Raw genomic sequence first — 22,167 nt, 5'->3', positions numbered from 1 at the left:
CCTCCGGCTCGTTCAGGATGGTGTACAGGATTTTTTGGGACCCTGCCAGTGTGGAATCGTCTTTTGTGGCGTCCGGCTAAGAGTCAAGCCACCTTCCGGTACCGCCTTGGTGATGGTGCTTCCCGCACCGATGGTGGCACCTTTTCCCACAGAAACCGGAGCCACCAGCTGCGTATCAGAGCCTACGAAAACATCGTCACCAATCTCGGTGCGATGTTTGTGTACGCCATCATAGTTGCAGGTGATCACGCCCGCACCAATATTCACGCCCTTGCCGATCTCTGCGTCGCCGAGATAACTCAGGTGATTGGCCTTGCTTCCTTCTCCCAGAAGGACCTTTTTGGTTTCCACAAAATTGCCGACATGGGCACGCGCGCCGATGTCACTTCCTGGCCGAATGCGGGCAAACGGGCCGACACGGGCCGCCGTGCCAATGCGCGCTTCCTCCAATAACGAATAGGGGAGAATCTCCACATCGTCGCCGATCGTACAGTCACGCAGAATCACGCCAGCACCGACGCGTACACGATCCCCGAGCGAGACCTTGCCCTCGATGATCACTCCCGGTTCCAGCCAGCAGTCCATGCCAAAGTGAAGTTCACCGCGCAGATCCAGACGCGCAGGATCGGCACAGCGCAGCCCGGCACGCTGCAGGGCCTCCACCTGCCGGCGCTGGTAGAAGCGTTCCGCAAAGGCGAGTTGGGCGGGGTCGTTCACCCCCAGGGCCTCCTCCGGTTGCGGCAGGCGAAAGCCGTGCACCGCGACGCCGTCGCTACGTGCAAAGCCCACCAAGTCCGTAAGATAGTACTCTCCCTGCGCGTTACTGGGCTGAAGGCGCGCTAGCCAGTCAGCCAGACGACTCGCGGGGAGGAGCATGATGCCCAGATTGACCTCCCGCAGCAGCCGCTCCTCTACGCTGCAGTCACGCTCCTCGCGAATCCCCAGGACCTCCCCTCGCGAGGAGCGAAGGATTCGACCATAGCCCTGGGGGTCAGTCAGGTCCCCGGTACAGAGCCCGAGGACATCCGCTGGCACGCCATGCAGAAACTGCTGTAGGGTCTCGACACGCAGTAGCGGCACGTCGCCATACAGCACCAGCACCCGCTCGGCCTCCTGCAGAGCTGGCAAGGCCTGGCGTACGGCATCGCCGGTGCCGAGTTGCCGTTCTTGATGGTGCCAACAGATCTCGCCATCGTGCGCAAAGCTCGCCCGCACCAGCTCCGCGCCGTAACCAACAACGACGTGGACCCGCGGGTTTCCCGCTAGCGTCCGCGCCGTATCGAGTACATGCGCCAGTAATGGCTTACCCGCCAATGGCTGCAACACCTTGGGCGACGAGGAGCGCATGCGCGTGCCCTTGCCAGCGGCCAGGATGACGATGTCGATTGTCATATGATTCCCCCAAAAACAAAGGCCCCACTACGCTACTGCGTCGGGGCCTTCGACAAGCTGCGCGGGAAAAGACCGCCCAAAAGGCTAGCGCAGGATACCCTGCTCACGCAGACGCTGCAGGGTGCGCAGGCGTGCGACCTGCTCGAGCAGCTCCGCTTGCGCCGCCGCATAATCCAGCTCGTCCACCTGATTGGCGATGCGCGCCTCTGCCGCCTCCTTGGCAGCCTTGGCCTTCGCCTCATCGATATCAGCGGCACGCTCTGCGGAATCCGCCAGAACCGTTACCACGTCGGGCTGGATTTCGAGGATGCCGCCGTTTACGAAGAGATACTCGGTCTCGGCACCGTGTTTGATGCGCAGCTCCCCCGGACGCAGCCCGGTGAGCAGCGGGGCATGGCGGGGAAGGATACCCAGCTCGCCCATCTGCCCCGGTGCGATCACCATATCCGCCGTGCCTTCGTAGATGCTGCCTTCCGCGCTGACTACCCGCACATCGATGGTCATGGCCATAGCTCTCAGCCTTGCTGCAGCTTCTGCGCCTTGGCCAGCGCTTCATCGATGGTGCCGACCATGTAAAAGGCCTGCTCGGGCAGATGGTCATATTCGCCATTGACAATCGCCTTGAAGCCACGGATGGTCTCTTTGAGCGAAACGTAAGTGCCCGGGCTACCGGTAAAGACTTCGGCAACAAAGAACGGCTGCGACAGGAAGCGTTGGATTTTCCGTGCTCGTCCCACCAGCACCTTGTCTTCGGCAGAAAGTTCGTCCATACCGAGGATGGCGATGATGTCCTGCAACTCTTTGTAGCGCTGCAAAGTCTTCTGACAGGAACGCGCCACGTCGTAGTGCTCCTGACCAACGATCTGGGGATCGAGCTGACGGCTGAAGGAATCCAGAGGATCCAAAGCCGGATAGATGCCCAGCTCGGCGATCTGTCGCGACAGCACCACCGTCGCATCCAAATGGGCGAAGGTGGTTGCCGGAGATGGATCGGTGAGGTCGTCCGCCGGCACGTATACGGCTTGCACCGAAGTGATCGAGCCGACCTTGGTAGAGGTGATCCGCTCCTGCAGCTTGCCCATTTCTTCGGCCAGGGTCGGCTGATAACCCACCGCCGATGGCATACGTCCGAGCAGCGCAGAAACCTCGGTGCCCGCCAAGGTATAGCGGAAGATGTTGTCGATAAACATCAGGATGTCGCGACCTTCATCGCGGAAATGCTCCGCCATGGTCAAGCCGGTAAGACCCACGCGCAGACGGTTGCCTGGTGGCTCGTTCATCTGTCCGTACACCAGCGCCACCTTGTCGATAACGCTGGACTCGGTCATTTCGTGATAGAAGTCATTGCCCTCGCGGGTCCGCTCGCCGACCCCGGCGAATACGGAGTAACCCGTATGCTCGATGGCGATGTTGCGGATCAACTCCATCATCAACACCGTCTTACCCACGCCCGCGCCCCCGAAGAGGCCGACCTTGCCACCCTTGGCAAAAGGACAGACCAAGTCGATGACCTTAACGCCGGTTTCCAAGACCTCGGTGCTCGCCGCCAACTCGTCAAAGGACGGCGCTGGGCGGTGGATCGCCTTGCGCTCTTGCGTCTGCACCGGTCCCTTACCATCCACGGGATCGCCCAGGACATCCATGATGCGTCCCAGGGTTTCATGGCCCACGGGGACGCTGATCGGCGCCCCAGTGCGGCGGACGGAGAGTCCGCGCTTCAAGCCTTCACTGGACCCCATGGCAATGCCGCGAGCTACCCCATCACCCAACTGGGTCTGTACTTCGATGGTAAGATGGCGGTCTTCAACGACGATCGCCTCCATGATTTCCGGCACCTGCCCGCGGGGGAAGGCGACGTCGATCACCGGCCCGATGACCTGGACGATATGGCCAACGGCCTGATCTGCAACTTGCGCTTCGCTCATGCTCTGCATCCTCAAATAATCCAAAAATTTACACTGCCGCGGCGCCGGCGCTGATCTCCGCGATTTCCTGCGTGATTGCCGCCTGACGCGCCTTGTTGTAAGCAAGCTGTAACTCGCCCACGAGCCGCTTGGCATTGTCTGAGGCGTTTTTCATCGCCACCATCCGAGCGCTCTGCTCGCAGGCCAAATGCTCGACTACCGCCTGGTAAATGACCGATTCCACGTAGCGCTGTAACAGATGATCCAGTACCGGTCGCGCTTCTGGCTCGTAGATGTAATCCCAACGCTCGCCTGTCACCACCGTCTTTTCCTCCGGCTTCTTCACCGGCAAGACCTGCTCCAGGGTCGCCCGCTGCAACATGGTATTGATGAAGCGTGAGGAAATCAGGTACAGGGCGTCAATCTCGCCATTCCGATAGGCGTCGGTCATCACCCGAATCGGGCCGACCATATCCGCCAGGCCGGGCCGATCGCCAATGCCGGTGAGTTCCGCAGAAAGGTGCGCACCATGACGCCGCAGAAACCCAACGCCCTTGTTGCCAATCGCAGCCACCTGCACTTCTACACCCTGACTCTGCAAGTCGTGCATTTGCTGCACAACGATGCGCAGGACGTTTACATTCAGTGCCCCACAAAGACCGCGATCGGAACTGACCAGCAGAAACCCAACCCGCTTTCTTGGCCGCTCGGCGAGAAAGGGATGTTGGTACTCAGGGTGCGCCTGCGCAACATGCGCCAGCACTTCGCGGATCTTGTCGGCATAGGGCCGCGATGCCGCCATCCTTTCCTGGGCGCGGCGCATCTTGCTCGCCGCGACCATTTCCATGGCCTTGGTGATCTTGCGCGTATTTTTTACGCTCTTGATCTGGGCGTTGATTTCCTTCGCCTTTGCCATTGCCGTTCCTTAATAACTCGCGGTGGACTTGAATTGCTTCAACGCTGCATCCAATTCCGCCTTGATCTCGTCGGTTAGTGCCTTTTTGGCTTCCAAGGCATCGACGGTCGCCTGATGATTGGAGTGCATATAGGCAAGCAACGCCTTCTCAAAGGGCCGGACCTTGGCGACCTCGACGTCGTCCAGGGCGCCACTGCTGGCCGCAAACAGTGCGATGGACTGCTCAGCGACGGACATCGGCGAATACTGATCCTGCTTCAGTAGCTCTGTTACGCGCTTGCCGCGCTCGATCTGCTTGCGCGTGATCTCATCGAGATCTGAAGCAAACTGCGCAAACGCCGCGAGCTCGCGGTATTGCGCCAAGTCCAGACGAATACCACCGCCAAGCTTCTTGATGACCTTGGTCTGCGCTGCACCGCCGACGCGGGAAACCGAAAGGCCCGCATTGATAGCCGGGCGAATGCCGGAATTGAACAAATCGGATTCGAGATAGATCTGACCGTCGGTAATGGAAATGACGTTGGTCGGCACAAACGCAGACACGTCGCCCGCCTGGGTCTCGATGATCGGCAATGCGGTCAGAGAGCCGGTCTTTCCCTGTACCGCGCCGTTGGTCTTCTTTGCCACAAAGTCGGCGTTGACGCGCGCTGCGCGCTCCAACAAGCGGGAGTGCAGATAGAACACGTCACCCGGGTAGGCCTCGCGACCTGGCGGACGGCGCAGCAACAGGGAGATCTGCCGATAGGCCCAGGCCTGCTTGCTGAGATCGTCGTAGATGATCAGGGCATCCATGCCGCGATCACGGAAATACTCGCCCATCGTACAACCGGCATATGGTGCCAGGTACTGCATTGCCGCAGAATCCGAGGCGTTGGCAGCGACCACGATGGTGTACTCCATCGCGCCGTACTCCTCGAGCTTGCGCACCACACTTGCCACTGTGGACGCCTTCTGCCCGACGGCGACATACACACAGAAGACGTTCTGCCCCTTCTGGTTCAGAATGGCGTCTACCGCGACAGCCGTCTTGCCGGTCTGGCGGTCGCCGATGATCAGCTCGCGCTGCCCGCGTCCGACCGGGACCATGGCATCAATTGCCTTGATTCCCGTCTGCATGGGCTCATCCACACTCTGGCGATCGATGACGCCGGGAGCAATCTTTTCGAGGACATCGTACTCTTCCGCCTCGACCGGGCCCTTGCCATCCAGGGGCTGACCCAGGGAGTTGACGACGCGACCCAGCAAACCCTTGCCAATCGGTACCTGCATGACCTTACCGGTGCATTTGACGACGTCCCCTTCTTCTAGGCCGGAGAATTCGCCCAATACCACGGCACCGACATTGTCACGCTCCAGATTCATCGCGAGGGCATACTTACCCCCCGGCAACTCGAGCATCTCGCCGTACATCACGTCTTCCAGGCCGTGAATGCGGAGAATCCCGTCGCTCAGGCTGGTGATCGTTCCCTGTGAGCGGGTTTCCACCCGCCCCTCGAAACCCGCTATCCGCGTGCGGATCAGGTCACTGATTTCCGAAGGATTCAGTTGTTGCATGCCATTTCCTCAATTCAATTGCGAAGATTTTGCGCCAGTTGCTGCAACTGGCCGCGCACGGATGCGTCAATGGATTCATCACCGGCGCGGATGACCAGACCACCCAGGAGATCAGGGTCTACCGCCTCCCGCAAGATCACGTGCATACCGGGATGCCGGCGTTCCAGCGCAGCGGCTACCGCCGCCTTCTGATCGTCGTCCAAAGCGTATGCGCTGGTAACCAAGACATCGAGTTCCCCTTTCGCACGTCGCACCGCGGCGCGGAAGAGCTCGGCGATTTCTCGGGAAAGAGACCAGCGCTCGTTATCGATGAGCAGCTGGACGAAGCGCGCCCAAGCCTCGTTGTCGACGGCGACCGAGATACCTGCGAGCAAGGCCACCTTGTCGGCATCCAGGCGCTCTGGATCGGCGAGAAAGGCGCGCGCGTCTGCATCCTCGACCCAGAAGGCGAGGGCCTGCAGCGCATCATCCCAAGCAGCCGTTACCGCACCCGCTGAGGCCATCTCGAAGAGGGCTTCAGCGTAGGGCCGCGCCAGGGTAGTAGAATCTGCCATCGTCGCCTCCGTCAGAGCTGGGCAACCATGCGATCAACGATGTCGCGATGATTTTCAGCGTTGATTTCCCGATGCAGAATCTGCTGCGAGCCGTCCACCACCAGGCGCACAACTTCACCACGCAACTGCTCGCGGGCGCGATTGCCTTCGACCTCGATCTCCGCGCGGGCTGCGGCGATGATGCGATCCGCCTCTTCCCGCGCCTTGATTTGCGCTTCTTCACGCATCTCGATATCGCGCCGCTCGGCCAGAGCAATGATTTCGCTCGCTTTGTCTTTCGCTTCCCGAAGAATTTCGGCAGCGCGCTTCTGCGCAAGGTCAAGCTCTTCCTGACCACGCTCGGCGGCAGCCAAACCGTCCGCAATCTTTGTCGAGCGATCGTCCATTACCCGACGCAACGGACCATAAAGATACTTGTAGAGCAAAATCACCAAGATCACGAAGGTGATCAGCTGGATGATCAGCGTTCCATTGATACTTACTGGATTCATGATGTCCTCTCTTGCACGGAGGCCGGCTCAGCCGGCCAGGGGCATTAGCCGACGAAGGGGTTGGCGAAGAGGAACCAGAAGCCAAAGGCGAGAATGATGAAGGGGAAAGACTCCATCAAGCCAGCGAAGATGAAGGTGTTGACCAGCAGCTGCGGGCGCATCTCCGGCTGACGGGTAATGCCTTCGATGGTCTTGGAGGTGATCAAACCCCAGCCAATGGCCGAGCCGAGACCGGCGGCACCAAAGATGATACCCACGGCGATGGCAGTTGCTGCAACGATGATGGTATGTGCGTCCATGGTAAAGACTCCTCAGAATGTCAAAATAAAGCAGAAAAGTGGAATTAGTGGTCCTGCATATTGGCCATGCCCAGGTACACAACCGTCAGCACGGTGAAAATAAAGGCTTGGAGCATAATGATGAGGGATTCGAACAGCGACCAGACCTCGCCCATGATCAGGGTACCCCACCACGGCAAGAGAGCGAGAAGCAGGAATACCAGCTCGCCAGCAAACATATTGCCAAAGAGTCGCAAACCCAGACTCAGGGGCTTGGTGATTTCTTCAATCGCCGTCATGATGATGTTGATGGGCGCCAGGTACTTGCCGAACGGATGGGTGAGGTAGGTCTTGAAGTATGCAAACCCCTTCACGCGCAGACTGGTGAAAATGGTCAGCCCAAAGACCGCCAACGCGACCGCAAAGGTGGTGTTCAAATTTACGGTAGGCGTGATGCGGAAGTGCTCGAGCCCAAACCAACCGGCGACAACTCCAGGCAGATAGGCAGGAATCACGTCCATACTGTTCATCAGCAGGATCCACACGAATACCGTTAGCGCCACCGGTGCAATCAGGGGATCGCGCACCGGAAAACTATCGGTAACCAGCTTATCGATAAATTCTACGGTTCCTTCGAGCCAGGCCTGCATTCCGGCTGGGGCTCCCCGCTGCAGGCGGGCACCGACCACCATGGAGGTGATTACCAGGATGGCAGCCATTACCCAACCAATCAGAATGGTATCGAGATCGAAGGTCCAGAATCCCTGACCAACCGTCCAGTTGACCAGGTGATGGGCGATATCGCCAGATGCCACGTTTCATCTCCTTTTCTTGCTGCGCTCGCGCAACATGAAGCCTAAATACACAAAGTGTGCAAGCAAAAGACCGATGACCAAGCCGACGATCGGCAGGTGCAACCAGGCCAGTGCCAACAGCAAGCCCAAGATGGTGAGCACCCAGCGCTGCAGCACCGCCGCACCCAGCCGCGCGCTGGCGGCAGCCGGTGCAGCGGGGAGCGCCAAGAGGCGGCTTCCCAAAATGAGCATGTTCAATACGCTCAATAAGGCGGCGTAGAGAATGGCCCAGGCCTCTCGCGCATTCCAGAGCCACCCACAGATGACGGCAGCGAGCAAAGCCAACACCAGTACCCACGCAGCAACTCGACCGACATAGGCCGAAAATGCCCAGGAGGCCATGGTTGATTTTTCTGACATCGGCCTCACCGCAAATTGGCAGGGAGTCTAAACACGCAGTCGGACAAGGTCAAGAGACGGGCACCGAATCGTCCGTCACGCCCAGACGTTGCCACAGGCCAGTGGCCTCAGCGGCATTGCGCCAGCGAATGCGCAGCTCTCCCCCTTCACGACGGACCGCGATGCGGACTTGCAGACCCAAGGTCTTTTCCAGCTGGACGAGCAGCGCGGCAAGGTTGGGATCGACCTCCTCGGAGACTCGATTCTCACGATCCTGCACGTTTTTGACTAGAAGTTCGGCTTGGCGAACGCTCAGACCCTTGGCGATGATCTCCGCCGCCGCTTGCCGCTGCGCGGGGGGCGGCAGGGACAGCAGGGTCCGCGCATGGCCTGCAGTCAATCCGCCAGAGCGTAACTGCGGTGCCAAAGAGGGATCGAGACGGAGCAGGCGCAACTGGTTGCTGATGGCCGCTCGCGAGCGCCCCAACGCCTGGGCCAGGGCCTCATGACTCAGGTGGAATTCATCAAGCAGACGCTGCAAGGCCGCAGCTTCCTCAAGGGGGTCGAGATCCTGGCGCTGGATGTTTTCGATAATGCCAATCACCAGGGCCTGCTGTTCGGAGGCCTCGCGGATCAGGGCGGGAATCTCCCGCAGTCCGGCCAACTGTGCTGCGCGCCAGCGCCGCTCCCCGGCCAAAAGCTCATATCGGCCACCGGCCTCGGCTCGCACCAGAATCGGCTGCAGCACCCCTTCGGCGCGAATGGAATCTGCGAGCTCCGCCAGAGCCGCTTCGTCAAAATGTTTACGCGCCTGCTGTGCCCCCGGATGGATGAGGTCGAGCGGCAGATTGCGCAGGGTGCTGGTCTCCCGGTTACCGGCAAACAGGGCGTCGAGACCACGACCTAGCGCGGCAGGTTTTTTACTCATAACCGTTGCTCACGTTGCAAAAACTCTTGCGCCAGTTGGCGGTAGGCGTCGGCACCGGCACACTGCGGATCATAATGAATGGCTGGCTGGCCAAAGCTGGGGGCTTCCGCGAGCCGGACATTGCGGGGCACGATGACGCGGTACATGCGCTCGGGGAAATGGCGCTCCAGCTCCCCACTCACCTCGGTCGAGAGACGATTGCGGGCATCGAACATGGTACGCAGAAGGCCATCGACTTCCAGGCCGGGATGCAATTGTGCGCGCACCCGGCGCAGGGTGTCGAGTAGCTGCGTCAGGCCCTCCAGGGCGAAATATTCGCATTGCATAGGGATCATCACCCGATCGGCTGCAACCAGGGCGTTTAGAGTCAGGAGACCGAGGGACGGCGGGCAGTCGATAAAAACGTAATCCCAGTCCTCTGCGCCCCGCAGAGCGTCGCGCAGACGCAACTCACGTCCTTCCTGCCCGGCAAGCTCTACTTCCAGAGCAGCGAGATCTGGGCTCGCGGCGAGCAAGGACAAGGCTCCACATCCTTGCAGCGCCGCCGCCAGATCGACCTCCCCCAAAAGTAAGTGGTACACATTGGGCCAGCGACCTTTATCGGCACCGAGCCCCGTGCTGGCGTTGCCCTGCGGATCCAGGTCGATCAGCAGCACGCGCTTGTCCAAGGCTGCTACGGCCGCCGCCAGGTTGACCGCCGTGGTGGTCTTCCCGACACCGCCCTTCTGGTTGGCTATAGCCACAACCCGCATCTTATGTCTCTCTCCGCTTCGCGCTTACAGGATACCGACTGCGGGCGGAACCGACCAGTGACTGGATGACGCCGCGCTCTCCAGCTCGGCGCAGAGGGCAAAGCGTGGCGGTTGCCCGGGAACGGTCAATGGCTGCGCCACGAATCGTGCCGCCCAATCCGGTGGCAGTCTACTCATTTCTTCGGCCCAGGACGGTCCTTTGGCGAGCAGCAACGCGACCCCCGGTTGCAGGCAACTCTGGGTCATGACGAGGAACTCCGCCAGCTCAGCGGTGGCGCGACTAACCAGTACCATACCGTCGACGTAGCGTAACTCCTCGGCACGCTGTGCCCGAACTTCTACCTGCTCCAATCCCAGCAGCGACAGCACATGACGCAGAAACGCCACCCGCTTGCCCGCCGGTTCGACCAGCACGAAGGGTTGCTGCGGGCGCGCGACGGCCAGCGGAATGCCCGGCAGACCAGCGCCACTGCCGATGTCATACACCGGTCGATCCTTCGGCAAAAACGGTAACAAGGCCATACTATCGAGCAAATGCCGGTATACGGCCGCCGATGGGTCCCGAATTGCTGTCAGGTTATGGGTCCGGTTCCACGACATCAGCTCTGCCAGATAACGCAAAAGCCGCTCGCGCGCCTGCGGGCTGATTTCCTGGTCCAGGTCCATAGCGAGCAGCCCCTGATCGAGGCTCTGGCGCAGGGCGTTGCCGTCCATCTCGGGAATAGGTGGCACCTAGCTCGCCGCCGCCCAGTGGTGACGTTTCACGTGAATCAACAGCAGGGAGACCGCAGCAGGTGTGACCCCAGGGATGCGGCTGGCCTCCCCCACACTGCGCGGCTGCTGCCGCTGCAGACGTTGCCGCACCTCCGTAGACAGACCGGAAATGACGCCAAAGTCGAGATCCGCCGGAATTTCCATGCTCTCCCAGCGTTGATTGCGTTCGACCTCTTCCTCTTGCCGCTGCACGTAGCCGGCATATTTGCAGTCAATTTCCAGTACCGCGGCAAGGGAGACCGGTAACGGATCGCTGATACCACAGTCTGCCAGCAGTTCGGCGTAACCCAGCTCGGGGCGACGCAACAACTCCCAGAGGTTGTGGTCCCGGCGTAGTGGTTGCGGCAGGCGCAGGGCCAGGTGTTGGGCTGCGGGAGAGTCTTCGCCAATACGGATGGATTCCAAGCGCTGCCGTTCACCGCGCAGCGCTTCCTGCTTGGCGACAAAGCGTTGCCAGCGCTCTTCATCCACCAAGCCAAGCTCTCGGCCTACCGGCGTCAGGCGCTGGTCGGCATTGTCTTCGCGCAGCCGCAGGCGATATTCCGCGCGGCTGGTGAACATCCGATAGGGTTCATCCAGGCCGCGGGTAACCAAATCATCCACCATCACGCCAAGATAGGCCTCATGTCGTGCCGGACACCAGCCTTTTTCGCCGCGCATCCAGCGGGCGGCGTTGATCCCCGCCAGGAGACCCTGCGCCGCCGCTTCTTCGTAGCCCGTCGTGCCGTTGATCTGTCCGGCACAGAAGAGCCCCGGCAGAAGCTGGCTCTGCAACTCTGGGGTCAGAGCGCGGGGGTCGAGGTAGTCGTACTCGATGGCGTAGCCCGGGCGCAACAATACGGCGTTTTCCAGGCCGCGCATGCTGCGTACCAGCGCCTCCTGCACGGCAAAAGGGAGGCTGGTGGAGATCCCGTTGGGGTAGACCTCCTGGGTGCGCAAACCTTCGGGTTCGAGAAAGATCTGGTGTGACGCCTTGTCGGCAAAGCGCACGATTTTGTCCTCGATGGAAGGACAGTAGCGTGGTCCCTTGGATTGAATGTGGCCCCCATACATGGCCGAATGCTGCAAGTTGTCGGCGATGATGCGATGGGTTTCGGCATTAGTATAGGTGATATGGCAGGGGCGCTGTTCGACCTCGATGCGCTCCGTCAGAAAGGAAAAAGGGGGCGCCGGATCATCGCCAGGCTGGATCTCGAGCACGGAGTAATCGATGCTACGCCCGTCGATGCGCGGCGGGGTTCCGGTCTTCAGCCGGGCCACCGGAAACTCGAGGGCACGCAGACGTTCCGCCAGGGCATTGGCCGGGGCGTCACCGGCGCGTCCCGCCGGGTAACTTTGATCGCCAATGTGGATGCGTCCGGCGAGGAAAGTGCCGGTGGTAAGGACCACAGCCGGAGCCCGAAATTCCTGCCCATTCTCCAGGCGCACACCCGCAACCCTGCCATCTTCTATCAACAGATCGCCCACGCTGCCCTGAAACATCTGCAGGAGCGGTAGTTCTTCCAGCAGCTCGCGCACCGCGAGCTTATACAGGCTGCGATCGGCCTGGGCGCGCGTGGCACGCACTGCCGGCCCCTTGCGCGCATTGAGGACGCGGAACTGGATGCCGGCGCGGTCGATGGCACGACCCATGATCCCGCCCAGGGCATCGATTTCCTTGACCAGATGCCCCTTGCCAATACCACCAATGGCCGGATTGCAGGACATCTGCCCGATGGTGTCGATATTCTGGGTCAACAGCAGGCAGCGGCTGCCGCTACGCGCGACGGCCGCCGCTGCTTCAATGCCAGCGTGGCCAGCGCCTACCACAATGACGGGAAAGGTGTTTTTCATGGGCGGATTATCCTGCGACGATTGGCATCGGGCAAGTCCGGGGCAACGGCGCGAAGTACTGCACGTACTGCAGGTCAGTGCAATCGCGATAGAGACCTTATCGCTTGGCGTTCGCTAGACCTCGCCGCGAATCCGTGGCAAGAGCTGGGTGAGATTGCAGGGACGCTGACGGATATCCAACTGGGGGACGATGATCTGGCTGACCCCCGTGCGTACAGCCCCCGTGGAACCAGGCAACAGGAAAAAGAGGGTCCCCGAGCAAACCGCAGCTTCAGCGCGCGACTGTATGGTGCTGGTGCCAATTTCTTGGTAGGAAAGATAACGAAAGAGCTCGCCGAATCCTGGGATGGGCTTGCTGACCAAGGGCGCCATGGCCTCGGGGCAGACATCGCGGCCGGTGAGTCCGGTACCCCCCGTGCTGACGACGACATCGATCTGCGGGTCATCGATCCACGCCTGCATCTGCGCCCGCAGTGCCAGCAGATCATCGGCAACGATGGCACGTCGGACGATCCGATGACCTGCCTCGCGCAGCAAAATATCGGCAGCGTCACCCGACTTGTCGGTTTCGAAGGTGCGGGTGTCCGAGGCCGTGAGGATGGCAATACCCAGGGGTTGAAACGATCGTTCTTCCATCAGTCCTCCAGTTCATCTTCCGGGCGCCGCTCGCCGCGCAGCCCAATCCCCAGATTCTTCAGTTTGCGGTAGAGATGGGTACGCTCGAGACCGGCGGCTTCTGCCGTCCGGGCAATGTTCCAGTCGTTGCGCGCCAGGTGATATTCGAGAAAGGCGCGTTCGAAGCGTTCGCGCGCACGCTTCAGGGTGCCGCCAAAATCATCCGGCGAGGCGTTACCGAGGGGCATCAGACGCTGATCCAGTCCCAACGCGCCCTCCACTTCTTCGGCACTGACTTCGGGACCCTCGCTGAGAATCAACAAGCGTTGCACCAGGTTCTGTAATTCCCGCACGTTTCCGGGCCAGGGATAGTGGCGCAGAACCTCCATGGCCTCCGGCAGAAACTGCCGCCGACTCAGACCCTCGCGCCGGCGATACAGCCCCATGAACTCCTCGACCAGCTCCGGGATATCGGCACTGCGCTGCGCGAGGCTGGGCACTTGCAGCGGCAGCGCCTGCAGGCGGTAGAAGAGATCTTGGCGGAACTGCCCCGCGGCTACCAGTTTTTGCAGATCGCGCGCCGTGCCGGCAATGACGCGGACATCAAGGTCCACCGGCGTCGTCCCTCCCACCCGGAGGATGCGCCGCTCCTGCAGGGCAGAGACCAGACGCGCCTGGCTCTCGACGTTCATGTCAGCAATTTCGTCGATGAAAAGGGTGCCACCGTGTGCCAATTCCAGACGCCCCCGCTGCACACGCCCGTCTTGCTCAGCACCAAACAGCTCGACCGTGACATTGGGCTGAGCGATGACCGCCGCCCGCAAGTCGATGAATGGGCTGTTGACACGGCGGCTGTGGCGGTGCAGGTAGCGCGCCGCGACCTCCTTGCCACTTCCCGCTTCGCCTTGGAGCAGGACCCAGGAGTCTACCGCTGCAACCCGTTTGAGTTGTTCGCGAAACTGCTTGATAGCCGAACTTTCACCGGTAGGTCGCTCGATCACCCCACTCTGCTCGCGCAGTTCCCGGTTCTCGCGCTGTAGCTGGAAGGCTTCGAGGGCGTGCCCCACGCTGAGCAGGGTCTTGTCCAGAGACAGGGGCTTCTCGATAAAATCATAGGCCCCCAGTTTCGTCGCCTGCACGGCGGTTTCGATGGTGCCATGCCCCGACATCATCACCACCGGCTGCTCCAGGCCATTACTCGCGAGACGCCGGAGGAACTGCAATCCATCCTCCCCGGGCATCCAGATGTCGAGCAGAAGAAGATCGTAGAGGCCATCGCGCAGACGCACCTCGGCCTCGGCGGCACTGGCTGCCTGGGTAACACGGTAGCCCTCGTCTTCGAGGATATCGGCCAGCGTGCTACGAATATCCGGCTCATCATCGACGACCAGAATGTTGAGTCTTCCCGCTTCCTTCATGCTTCCTCCGCCACCCCCGCCGCGAGGGGAAACCGCATCACCACCCAAGCCCCGCTTTCTTCCCGGTTTCCAGCCTCGATCTGTCCACCATGCTCCTCGACGATGCGTCGCACAATGGCCAATCCCAGACCCGAGCCCTTGGGTTTACTGGTCACATAGGGCTCGAAGACGCGTGCTAGGAGATCCGCGGGAAAACCGGGGCCATCGTCTTCTACTGTCCATTCTAGCATGGGTTGCTCCGGGCCGAGCAGCATCCGAGTACGAATCCAGATGTGCCGCTGCCCCTCCGTTGCGGGTTCTGCCGTAGCAGCGATGGCATCGATGGCATTGCGCAGCAGATTGTTGAGGATCTGCCGCAGGCGATGGGCATCCGCGCGCAGCAGCGGCAGCTCCGGCGCCAGATCGCAGTGGATTTCCACTCCGGCGCCCTGCCCGCGATACAGCTCGGCGACATCGGCAATCAAGGCGTTCAGATCGATGGGATGCAGGTCCAGCTTTGGCGCTCGGGCGTATTCCGAGAAGGCATCGACCAACACTTTCAGGGCGTCGACCTGCTGGATGATGGTGTGGGTTGCCCGATCCAGCGTTTCTCCCTCGGCGCCAAGCCGTTCGAGATACTTGCGGCGCAGCCGCTCTGCCGAGAGCTGGATGGGGGTGAGCGGGTTCTTGATCTCGTGCGCCAGGCGCCGCGCTACCTCACCCCACGCGGCGCTGCGCTGGGCAGCCAACAGCGGGCTGATGTCGTCGAAGACCAGGACAAAACCCTCGGCCCCGCCCAGCTCGGCAAAGCGCGCGCCGTGCAGCAATAGGGTCTGGGTACCGTCATTCCGTTCGATCTGCAGCTCCCGTTGCATGTCGTTGCGTGGCTGCTGAATCCAGTCCTGCGCCTGCGCCCAGAATGCGGCCAGTTGCGGCTCATTTTCCGGATCCGGCAACCCGCTTTCCGGCAAACGCAGAATCTGCCTTGCCGCTGTATTGACTTCCGAGATCTTGCCATCATTCGCATATATCAGGATGCCGCTGGAAATCTGCGCGAGGATGGTCTCCAGATAATACCGTCGCTGATCGGCCTCCTCCTGCGCCTTGGCCGCCTGCTGCTTGGCGCGTGCGAGCTGTCGCGTCATGTTGTTGAAAGAATGCAGTAAAACGCCCAGCTCATCATTACTGGGAATGATTTGCAGGGGAATGAACTCGCCGCGCGCCACCGCCTGCGTCCCCGCGGCAAGGCGGGCGATGGGGGCGGTCAGGCGCCGGGCCAGGAGCAGGGCGATCCACAGGGCACTGAGCGCGGTCAGCAGGAGAGCGACCGCTAGGGTCATCTGAAAGGCCGTCTTCATGGGCCCGCGCATCAGAGTGAGCTGCCGATAGCGGTGATCGGCATTTTGCACGGCTGCAGCGGCCCGACTGAATTGCTCCGGCACCACCTGCTCCACATAGAGCAGACGATTGCCGCGGCCAAACTGCGGGTTCATCACCGGGATGAGCACGCGCACCAGGAACTGTCCGTTTTCGTCTGCTATTTTGACCAGCGGATGGTTGGCATGGGCGCCAAGCAAAAGGTCGTGGGGCAGGCGAGGGACCAGCTCGAGGTTGTCGCTGCTGGTGGCAATGATGCGATTGCTGCTGGAAAAGAGGGTGACGCTGCTCAGGCGAAACTGGTCACGCATCTGGATGACGGTCAGCACTGCGGCACTGTCCGGCTGCCCGGTGAGCGCTTGGGCAATCGTCTCCGCCGACAGCAGGGTGCTACTGCGGTAGCGGTCTACCCCCGCCTTGGCTACATCTACCGCCTGCTCGAGGGCGCTCTCCACTGCGGCGCTCAACCAGGAGTCGATGCCTTGATTGAGGTAACGCCAGGAGAAGGCAAACACCACGGCCGCTGGGGTTAGGCTGAGGATGGTGATGATCACGACCAGACGGGTGGCCAGCTGACTGCCCACCTCACCGCGCCGCACCCGCAGCAGCAGGCGGGCGACAGCGACCATGACCAACACCAGCAGAAGCAAAACGATGGCCGCCGAAGCGAGGAGCATGGGGATGAAAAAGGGGCTCAGCGGTCCGGCGGCACTGACAAAAAAAGTAAACGCGAGAAAGCCCAGGACCAGAAGGATCAGCAGCACCGCCCACCAGCGCAGGAAGCCGACGTTCCCGTCGGCGCCATCATTCTGACGCAGTGCACGCAACCAGTAGCGGCGCGGCGAAGGGCGCTGACGTTCGCTCATGCCTGCGTACCGACCTTGCGCAGCAGCGCGTAGTAGAAGCCATCCATGTCGTCTTGCCCGGGGAGGCGTTGACCGCAGCGTGGGTCTGCCACCCGCACCGCGTCGCTGTGCCCGGCAAGGAAATCCTGTATCTGCGCTTCGTTTTCTTCCGGCAAAATGGAGCAAGTGCAGTAGAGCAGGCGCCCCCCCGGTCGCAATTGTTGCCAAAGACCGCGCAGCAGACGCGCCTGCTCGTCACGCAAGGCGACGAGGTCCGGTTCGCGGTGCAGGATATCCGGGTGGCGACGAATGATGCCGGTGGCACTGCAAGGCGCATCGAGGAGAATGGCATCGAAAAGTTGCTGGTTGCCCCAGGTCTCCGGCAAGGCGGCATCGGCCTCCCGCAGCTCGGCACTAAGGCCCTGCCGTTGCAACGCCTCCTGCAGGCGGCGCAGACGGGGGGCGGAGCGGTCCAGGGCCAGTATATTTGTGGCCCCCAAGGCAAGCAGATGCGCGGTTTTGCCGCCGGGCGCGGCGCAGGCATCGAGAACTTTTTCCCCCCGCTGGGGCGCGAGAATCTCCGCTGCCAGTTGCGCCGCGCCATCCTGCACCGTGACCCAGCCGGCATCCCAACCCGGCAGTTCGCGGACTGGCAAACTGCCGGGCAGGATCAGGGCGTCCGGCAATTGGGCATAGGTGCGGCTGGGGTGACCGCATTCTTGCAAGCGCCGTTGGTATGCATCGCGACTGAGCTGCTGCCGATTGACGCGCAACCACAGCGGCGCCGGCTGGAGATTGGCGGCGACGATGGCGGGCCAGTCCTCTGGATAGGCCGCCTGCAAGCGCTGCAGCAGCCACGCAGGATGGGATTCCGACGGCGACGCCGCCACGGTGTCGAGCGCCGAACGCTCGCGCAGGTAGCGGCGCAGCACGGCATTGATCAGGCCTTTGGCCCAAGTCTTGCCGATCAGCTGGCTGGCCTCCACCCAGTCATTCACGATGGCAAAATCCGGGCGTTGCCCATGGCGCAATTCGTATAGCGCCAATTGCAGCAGGGCAAGCACCTGCTCATCCTGCTTGCCGGGGCGCAACAGACTCTGCAACGGTTCGCGCAGGGCTTGGCCCTCGCGCAGGGCGCCACTCAGCAACCATTGCAGGCTAGCCCGCTCTGCCCCCTGCAGGCCGGAGCGATCCAGGAGAAAGTCCAAGCGTTCCCCCGCCAACGCTGCCGGATAGGCCAGCAGAGCGGCGCGGCGCAGGCGCTTCCCCTGCACGGCCTCGCTCAAGCGAAAACCTCGCCCGCTTGCGGACGGTAGCCGCGCACGAAATCAGCACCGGAAAGTTGTGCCTTGCCCGCAGGTTGCACCCGGGTCAGCACCAGACTTCCCTGTCCACAAGCGACTTCCGGCCCTTCCGGCGTATTCGTGATCAGCGTGCCTGGTACGCCGCTGGCGCCGCCCAAACGCGCCGCCCAGACGCGTAACGGCTGCTCCCGAAAACTCGTGTGCGCCACCGGGTAGGGATGGTAGGCCCGAATCAGGCGTTCGCTGGTCGCGGCGTCCTGTGACCAGTCGATACGCGCCTCTTCCTTGCGCAGCTTTTTGGCGTAGATCGCTCGTTCGTGATCCTGGGGCTGGGGTCGAAGTTCCCCCAGCCACAGGCGGTCGAGGGCTTCGCAGAGGGCCTCGGCACCGAGTTCCGCCAGCCTGTCGTGCAGGCTGGCGCCGGTATCCGTATCCAGAATCGGCGTGCTGCGTGTCCACAGCACCGGGCCGCTGTCCAGTCCGGCTTCCATCTGCATGATACAGATCCCGGTTTTTTGATCGCCAGCAGCCAGCGCACGGACGATAGGAGCGGCACCGCGCCACGCCGGCAGGAGACTGGCGTGGACATTGATGGCGCCGAGGCGCGGCAGATCGAGCATCGCCTGCGGCAGAATCTGGCCAAAGGCAACGACAATGAGCAGATCGGGGGCCAACTGGGCCAACCAGTCGAGGGTTTCAGGACTGCGGCTGGATTCCGGCTGTAATACCGGCAGCCCCGCCTGCATCGCCAGGGTCTTGACCGGACTCGCCTGCAGCTTGCGCCCGCGCCCCGCAGGACGATCCGGCTGTGTCAAAACGCCGACGACATGGTCCTGACGTGCCAACAGGTGAGCGAGCACGATTTGCGCGAACTCCGGCGTTCCGGCAAAGACGATGCGCCGGTCCTCAGCCATGCTGGCGCACCCGCTTTTCTGCCTTGCGGCGAATCAGGTTCTGTTTCAGGCGGGAAAGATGATCGACAAAGAGCACGCCATTGAGGTGATCGATTTCATGCTGCAGACAGACTGCCAGCAGGCCGTCGGCTTCCAGCTCCAGAGTCTTGCCACTGACGTCCTGAGCGCGCACCTTGACCCGATCAGCGCGGCGCACGGTCTCGAGGACCCCAGGAACAGACAGACATCCCTCCTTCATCTCCTCCTCACCGGATTTCTCGATGATTTCGGGGTTGATGAGGGTCAGCAGCTCGTTGCGTCCATCGGAAACATCGACGACGATCAATCGCTGCCCGGCGGCCACCTGTGGTGCCGCAAGGCCGATGCCCGGGGCATCGTACATGGTTTCCGCCATATCATCCGCCAATTGACGGATTACCCGATCGATTCGTGCCACCGGCTGCGCCAGACCTTTGAGGCGGGTATCGGGATATTCGACAATTTTCAAAAGTGCCATAACCGGTCCGTTCTCGCAAAAATGGTTATCTTGGACTAATACTATGGGGCGCGGAAGTCCCAAGGAGATGAGATCATGCGGAAACGTGTTGTACCCCTGGCTATTGCCTGCGCCCTGCTGGGCCCTCTCGCCCCTGGCCTGGCACTCGCCGAGCCAGCAGCTGTCAGCCAGCAGTTGGGCAGTTATGTCGTACAACCCGGTGATACCCTATGGGGCATCGCCGCTCATTTTCTCAAAAATCCCTGGGAATGGCAGAAGATCTGGCGCGCCAATCCACAGATCCGCAATCCCAATCTGATCTACCCCGGCGATCGTATCGTCCTGTACCGGATGCCCAATGGCGAACCCGCCGTCGAGGTCATTCCCCTGCAACCCCAACTGCAGGTAGCGGCCATTCCCAGTTACCATACGGGTATCATCATGCCCTTTCTGCACAGCCCGGCCATCGTCGCCAACAAGCAGGAGTACGACAAACTGCCCTATCTCGCTGCGGCACTGCATGAGCGTCCCGCCTATACCGCCGGGGACAAGGTCTTCGTCAGCGGCCTCGACCAGGCTGCGGTGGGCACCCGCTACAGCATCGTGCGTCTGGGTACAGAGCTGCATCGCCTGGCCGACCCCAAGCCACTAGGCTACAGCATGGTCAACCTGGGCACGGCAGAGGTACTGCGCAACGGTAGTGAGGCAGAAATTCGTATTCTCTCAGCGCGGCGGGAAATCGATCTGGGCGACCGTCTGGTGCCGATCAGCCAGAGTCCGGCGCCACACTATTTCCCGAGCGCGCCCAAGCGGGCCGTCGCGGCACAAATCGTCGCCAAAACCAACAACGCCGAAGAACTCACGGTAGGGCAGGTGGTCATCCTCGATCAGGGCGCAAATGCCGAGTTGGAACCGGGCAACGTGATGGAGATCGACGACTCGGCACGGATGGGCAAGAATGCCGTCACCGGCAAGGATTTCCCCCTGCCCCCGGAAAAAATTGGTAGCCTGATGATTTTCCGCGTCTTCCCCCAGGTGTCTTATGCCGTCATCACCTCGGCAACGCGCGGCATTCCCTTGGGCGCCAATGTTTATTACCCGGTTGCCGGACCGGCAAAACTGCAGCAAGAGGCTCAACTCACTCCTTGAAACACTCCGCTTGGCTTGCCCTCCTGCGCTGCCCCGGTCTCGGCCCACGACGGCAGCGCCTCTTGCTGGAACAACAGGAGTCTGCGGAGGCATGTTTTGGCGTGCGCCATCCCGATCTCCCTGCCGTCAGTCAGGAGTGGCTGCGCCGGGACCCGGAAGACTGCCTGACGGATGCCGATCGCCAATGGTTGGCAAACGCCGAGCAGGATCTCTGTACCTGGTTCGATGACGATTATCCCCCCTTGCTGCGGGAAATTGCCGATCCGCCCATGGCCCTGTTTCTGCGCGGTCAGCGCGCCCGGCTGCGCGACCCACTTTTCGCCATTGTCGGCAGCCGCAACCCGACGCCGGTGGGGAATGCCACAGCCCGTGCCTTTGCCGAGGAGCTGGGCAAGAACGGACTGGTGATTGTTAGTGGCCTGGCCATCGGCATCGACGCCGCCGCGCACCAGGGTGCCCTGCATTCGGGTACCATCGGGGTACTGGGCACCGGCACCGATCTGATCTATCCGCGCGAAAATCTGGACCTCGCCCGCGCCATTCTGCCGACTGGCCTCATCATCAGCGAACAGCCCCCCGGCACCCGCGTCCATCGTGGCCTCTTTCCCCGCCGTAATCGGCTGATCAGCGGGCTTTGCCTAGGAACTTTGGTGGTCGAGGCAGCGGAAAATAGCGGCTCCCTGATCACCGCCCGTCTGGCCATGGAACAGGGCCGTGAGGTCTTTGCCATCCCTGGCTCGATCCACAGCCCTCTGGCCCGCGGTCCCCATCGTCTGATTCGGGACGGGGCCAAGCTGGTTGAGACAGCACAGGATATTCTCGAAGAGCTGGGACCTCTTTTTGCTGCCAGTCAGAGTGCTACGGTACGGGAACTGCGGCAGCCGGAAGACGAAACAGAACGTCAGGTATGGGCGGCACTGGGACAGGAAACCCTGAGCAGTGAGGAGATTGCCAGCCGCTGCGGATTGACGCTCCCGGCGCTTTCGTCCATCCTCTTGCACATGGAAATCCAAGGATATATCGCCTCCTGCCCTGGGGGGCGTTTCTGTCGCCTTCCCAATACCAACTAGGGGTCTGCCATGGAAGACGTCATCGACATCATCAGTTACCTGCTCGACCACCTCGACGACGACGAGGAAAACAGCGAGATCGAGGAGCAACTGCTCGCCGCAGGGTACCCGGAAGAGGGAATTCAGCGTGCCCTCGACTGGATGGATGGCTTCGACGAAGACCACAGCCCCGAAAACAGCCGCTCTGCCATCCGCAGCTATCAACCCTGGGAAAATCTGCAGTTGTCGGTGGCAACGCGAGGGCAGCTAGCGGAATGGGAACATCTGGGCGTCATCAACAGCAGTATCCGGGAGCGCATTATCGACCGTCTTCTGGCCCTGGAACTGGAAGAAACCGACCTGGAGACCCTCGACTGGGTCGCCTTTCTGGTCATGGTCAACGAGGACGGCCCCGACGGCTACTGGATGGACCAACTTCTCAGCCCCGATGGCCGTCGTATCCTGCACTGACG

Annotated in this window: 23 protein-coding genes; 3 read left to right on the top strand and 20 right to left on the bottom strand. The window is 61.6% G+C overall.

What is annotated here, in order from left to right:
- Positions 1-12: 12 nt before the first annotated feature.
- From glmU to def, 20 genes are all read right to left on the bottom strand, one after another.
- Complete coding sequence (glmU, locus tag ACQAYK_RS00285) at positions 13-1,392, bottom strand: bifunctional UDP-N-acetylglucosamine diphosphorylase/glucosamine-1-phosphate N-acetyltransferase GlmU (protein WP_215872110.1); 1,380 nt, start codon at positions 1,390-1,392, stop codon at positions 13-15.
- Positions 1,393-1,476: 84 nt separating this feature from the next.
- Positions 1,477-1,902, bottom strand: coding sequence for a F0F1 ATP synthase subunit epsilon (locus tag ACQAYK_RS00280; RefSeq protein WP_215872111.1), 426 nt, complete (start codon positions 1,900-1,902; stop codon positions 1,477-1,479).
- 5 nt (positions 1,903-1,907) lie between these two features.
- The gene (gene atpD / locus ACQAYK_RS00275) at positions 1,908-3,317 is read right to left on the bottom strand and encodes a F0F1 ATP synthase subunit beta (protein ID WP_215872112.1); all 1,410 of its coding nucleotides are present in this window, start codon (positions 3,315-3,317) and stop codon (positions 1,908-1,910) included.
- A gap of 28 nt (positions 3,318-3,345) precedes the next feature.
- Positions 3,346-4,212, bottom strand: a complete 867-nt coding sequence (gene atpG, locus ACQAYK_RS00270) for a F0F1 ATP synthase subunit gamma (protein WP_215872113.1) — start codon at positions 4,210-4,212, stop codon at positions 3,346-3,348.
- 9 nt (positions 4,213-4,221) lie between these two features.
- Positions 4,222-5,766 carry a F0F1 ATP synthase subunit alpha gene (gene atpA, locus ACQAYK_RS00265; RefSeq protein ID WP_215872114.1) on the bottom strand — a complete coding sequence of 515 codons (1,545 nt, stop codon included), beginning with the start codon at positions 5,764-5,766 and terminating at the stop codon, positions 4,222-4,224.
- A gap of 14 nt (positions 5,767-5,780) precedes the next feature.
- The gene (locus ACQAYK_RS00260; RefSeq protein WP_215872115.1) at positions 5,781-6,320 is read right to left on the bottom strand and encodes a F0F1 ATP synthase subunit delta; all 540 of its coding nucleotides are present in this window, start codon (positions 6,318-6,320) and stop codon (positions 5,781-5,783) included.
- An 11-nt stretch (positions 6,321-6,331) separates the two neighbouring features.
- A complete protein-coding gene (locus tag ACQAYK_RS00255; protein WP_215872116.1) occupies positions 6,332-6,811 on the bottom strand; it encodes a F0F1 ATP synthase subunit B in 480 nt (159 codons plus the stop codon).
- A 44-nt stretch (positions 6,812-6,855) separates the two neighbouring features.
- On the bottom strand, positions 6,856-7,110 hold the full coding sequence (atpE, locus tag ACQAYK_RS00250) for a F0F1 ATP synthase subunit C (protein ID WP_215872117.1): 255 nt from the start codon (positions 7,108-7,110) through the stop codon (positions 6,856-6,858).
- A 44-nt stretch (positions 7,111-7,154) separates the two neighbouring features.
- The gene (gene atpB, locus ACQAYK_RS00245; protein WP_215872118.1) at positions 7,155-7,904 is read right to left on the bottom strand and encodes a F0F1 ATP synthase subunit A; all 750 of its coding nucleotides are present in this window, start codon (positions 7,902-7,904) and stop codon (positions 7,155-7,157) included.
- Between the two features lie 3 nt (positions 7,905-7,907).
- On the bottom strand, positions 7,908-8,303 hold the full coding sequence (locus ACQAYK_RS00240) for an ATP synthase subunit I (RefSeq protein ID WP_226827225.1): 396 nt from the start codon (positions 8,301-8,303) through the stop codon (positions 7,908-7,910).
- 49 nt (positions 8,304-8,352) lie between these two features.
- Positions 8,353-9,210, bottom strand: coding sequence for a ParB/RepB/Spo0J family partition protein (locus ACQAYK_RS00235; protein ID WP_215872119.1), 858 nt, complete (start codon positions 9,208-9,210; stop codon positions 8,353-8,355).
- The gene (locus ACQAYK_RS00230) at positions 9,207-9,962 is read right to left on the bottom strand and encodes a ParA family protein (RefSeq protein WP_215872120.1); all 756 of its coding nucleotides are present in this window, start codon (positions 9,960-9,962) and stop codon (positions 9,207-9,209) included. Before ACQAYK_RS00230 ends, ACQAYK_RS00235 begins: the two co-directional genes overlap by 4 nt.
- Positions 9,963-9,986: 24 nt before the next feature.
- A complete protein-coding gene (gene rsmG / locus ACQAYK_RS00225) occupies positions 9,987-10,694 on the bottom strand; it encodes a 16S rRNA (guanine(527)-N(7))-methyltransferase RsmG (RefSeq protein WP_255789877.1) in 708 nt (235 codons plus the stop codon).
- Positions 10,695-12,569: a tRNA uridine-5-carboxymethylaminomethyl(34) synthesis enzyme MnmG gene (gene mnmG, locus ACQAYK_RS00220; protein WP_215872121.1), complete on the bottom strand. Its 1,875-nt coding sequence runs from the start codon at positions 12,567-12,569 to the stop codon at positions 10,695-10,697.
- 114 nt (positions 12,570-12,683) lie between these two features.
- Positions 12,684-13,205 carry a molybdenum cofactor biosynthesis protein B gene (gene moaB, locus ACQAYK_RS00215; RefSeq protein WP_215872122.1) on the bottom strand — a complete coding sequence of 174 codons (522 nt, stop codon included), beginning with the start codon at positions 13,203-13,205 and terminating at the stop codon, positions 12,684-12,686.
- Positions 13,205-14,602 carry a sigma-54-dependent transcriptional regulator gene (locus ACQAYK_RS00210; RefSeq protein WP_215872123.1) on the bottom strand — a complete coding sequence of 466 codons (1,398 nt, stop codon included), beginning with the start codon at positions 14,600-14,602 and terminating at the stop codon, positions 13,205-13,207. The genes moaB and ACQAYK_RS00210 overlap by 1 nt, the downstream gene beginning before the upstream one ends.
- The gene (locus ACQAYK_RS00205) at positions 14,599-16,824 is read right to left on the bottom strand and encodes a sensor histidine kinase (RefSeq protein ID WP_215872124.1); all 2,226 of its coding nucleotides are present in this window, start codon (positions 16,822-16,824) and stop codon (positions 14,599-14,601) included. The genes ACQAYK_RS00210 and ACQAYK_RS00205 overlap by 4 nt, the downstream gene beginning before the upstream one ends.
- Positions 16,821-18,089, bottom strand: a complete 1,269-nt coding sequence (gene rsmB / locus ACQAYK_RS00200; protein ID WP_215872125.1) for a 16S rRNA (cytosine(967)-C(5))-methyltransferase RsmB — start codon at positions 18,087-18,089, stop codon at positions 16,821-16,823. Before rsmB ends, ACQAYK_RS00205 begins: the two co-directional genes overlap by 4 nt.
- Positions 18,086-19,021, bottom strand: coding sequence for a methionyl-tRNA formyltransferase (gene fmt / locus ACQAYK_RS00195; RefSeq protein ID WP_215872126.1), 936 nt, complete (start codon positions 19,019-19,021; stop codon positions 18,086-18,088). Before fmt ends, rsmB begins: the two co-directional genes overlap by 4 nt.
- Positions 19,014-19,517 carry a peptide deformylase gene (def, locus tag ACQAYK_RS00190; protein WP_215872127.1) on the bottom strand — a complete coding sequence of 168 codons (504 nt, stop codon included), beginning with the start codon at positions 19,515-19,517 and terminating at the stop codon, positions 19,014-19,016. The genes fmt and def overlap by 8 nt, the downstream gene beginning before the upstream one ends.
- A 75-nt stretch (positions 19,518-19,592) precedes the next feature.
- Here def and ACQAYK_RS00185 point away from each other — a divergent pair, with 75 nt between their 5' ends.
- Genes ACQAYK_RS00185 through ACQAYK_RS00175 form a run of 3 tightly spaced genes read left to right on the top strand, consistent with a single transcriptional unit; the run spans position 19,593 to position 22,165 of the window.
- Positions 19,593-20,645 carry a LysM peptidoglycan-binding domain-containing protein gene (locus tag ACQAYK_RS00185; RefSeq protein ID WP_215872128.1) on the top strand — a complete coding sequence of 351 codons (1,053 nt, stop codon included), beginning with the start codon at positions 19,593-19,595 and terminating at the stop codon, positions 20,643-20,645.
- The gene (gene dprA, locus ACQAYK_RS00180) at positions 20,642-21,715 is read left to right on the top strand and encodes a DNA-processing protein DprA (protein ID WP_215872129.1); all 1,074 of its coding nucleotides are present in this window, start codon (positions 20,642-20,644) and stop codon (positions 21,713-21,715) included. The genes ACQAYK_RS00185 and dprA overlap by 4 nt, the downstream gene beginning before the upstream one ends.
- Positions 21,716-21,724: 9 nt before the next feature.
- Positions 21,725-22,165 (top strand): Smg family protein, encoded by a 441-nt coding sequence (locus ACQAYK_RS00175; RefSeq protein ID WP_215872130.1) that lies wholly within the window; start codon positions 21,725-21,727, stop codon positions 22,163-22,165.
- Positions 22,166-22,167: the final 2 nt, after the last annotated feature.

Source organism: Acidithiobacillus sp. AC3, from assembly GCF_050261095.1.
Lineage (GTDB): Bacteria > Pseudomonadota > Gammaproteobacteria > Acidithiobacillales > Acidithiobacillaceae > Igneacidithiobacillus > Igneacidithiobacillus copahuensis.
This window is presented reverse-complemented; position numbering and strand designations above follow the sequence as displayed.

Excerpts from the sequence above, each read along its gene's own strand:
- ACQAYK_RS00260 (WP_215872115.1), bottom strand. The coding sequence starts at position 6,320 with ATGGCAGATTCTACTACCCTGGCGCGGCCCTACGCTGAAGCCCTCTTC.
- ACQAYK_RS00230 (WP_215872120.1), bottom strand. The coding sequence starts at position 9,962 with ATGCGGGTTGTGGCTATAGCCAACCAGAAGGGCGGTGTCGGGAAGACC.
- def (WP_215872127.1), bottom strand. The coding sequence starts at position 19,517 with ATGGCACTTTTGAAAATTGTCGAATATCCCGATACCCGCCTCAAAGGT.
- ACQAYK_RS00240 (WP_226827225.1), bottom strand. The coding sequence starts at position 8,303 with ATGTCAGAAAAATCAACCATGGCCTCCTGGGCATTTTCGGCCTATGTC.
- atpA (WP_215872114.1), bottom strand. The coding sequence starts at position 5,766 with ATGCAACAACTGAATCCTTCGGAAATCAGTGACCTGATCCGCACGCGG.
- ACQAYK_RS00185 (WP_215872128.1), top strand. The coding sequence starts at position 19,593 with ATGCGGAAACGTGTTGTACCCCTGGCTATTGCCTGCGCCCTGCTGGGC.
- moaB (WP_215872122.1), bottom strand. The coding sequence starts at position 13,205 with ATGGAAGAACGATCGTTTCAACCCCTGGGTATTGCCATCCTCACGGCC.
- atpG (WP_215872113.1), bottom strand. The coding sequence starts at position 4,212 with ATGGCAAAGGCGAAGGAAATCAACGCCCAGATCAAGAGCGTAAAAAAT.
- ACQAYK_RS00280 (WP_215872111.1), bottom strand. The coding sequence starts at position 1,902 with ATGGCCATGACCATCGATGTGCGGGTAGTCAGCGCGGAAGGCAGCATC.
- fmt (WP_215872126.1), bottom strand. The coding sequence starts at position 19,021 with ATGGCTGAGGACCGGCGCATCGTCTTTGCCGGAACGCCGGAGTTCGCG.
- ACQAYK_RS00210 (WP_215872123.1), bottom strand. The coding sequence starts at position 14,602 with ATGAAGGAAGCGGGAAGACTCAACATTCTGGTCGTCGATGATGAGCCG.
- atpD (WP_215872112.1), bottom strand. The coding sequence starts at position 3,317 with ATGAGCGAAGCGCAAGTTGCAGATCAGGCCGTTGGCCATATCGTCCAG.
- ACQAYK_RS00235 (WP_215872119.1), bottom strand. The coding sequence starts at position 9,210 with ATGAGTAAAAAACCTGCCGCGCTAGGTCGTGGTCTCGACGCCCTGTTT.
- glmU (WP_215872110.1), bottom strand. The coding sequence starts at position 1,392 with ATGACAATCGACATCGTCATCCTGGCCGCTGGCAAGGGCACGCGCATG.
- mnmG (WP_215872121.1), bottom strand. The coding sequence starts at position 12,569 with ATGAAAAACACCTTTCCCGTCATTGTGGTAGGCGCTGGCCACGCTGGC.
- ACQAYK_RS00205 (WP_215872124.1), bottom strand. The coding sequence starts at position 16,824 with ATGAGCGAACGTCAGCGCCCTTCGCCGCGCCGCTACTGGTTGCGTGCA.
- ACQAYK_RS00255 (WP_215872116.1), bottom strand. The coding sequence starts at position 6,811 with ATGAATCCAGTAAGTATCAATGGAACGCTGATCATCCAGCTGATCACC.
- atpE (WP_215872117.1), bottom strand. The coding sequence starts at position 7,110 with ATGGACGCACATACCATCATCGTTGCAGCAACTGCCATCGCCGTGGGT.
- ACQAYK_RS00175 (WP_215872130.1), top strand. The coding sequence starts at position 21,725 with ATGGAAGACGTCATCGACATCATCAGTTACCTGCTCGACCACCTCGAC.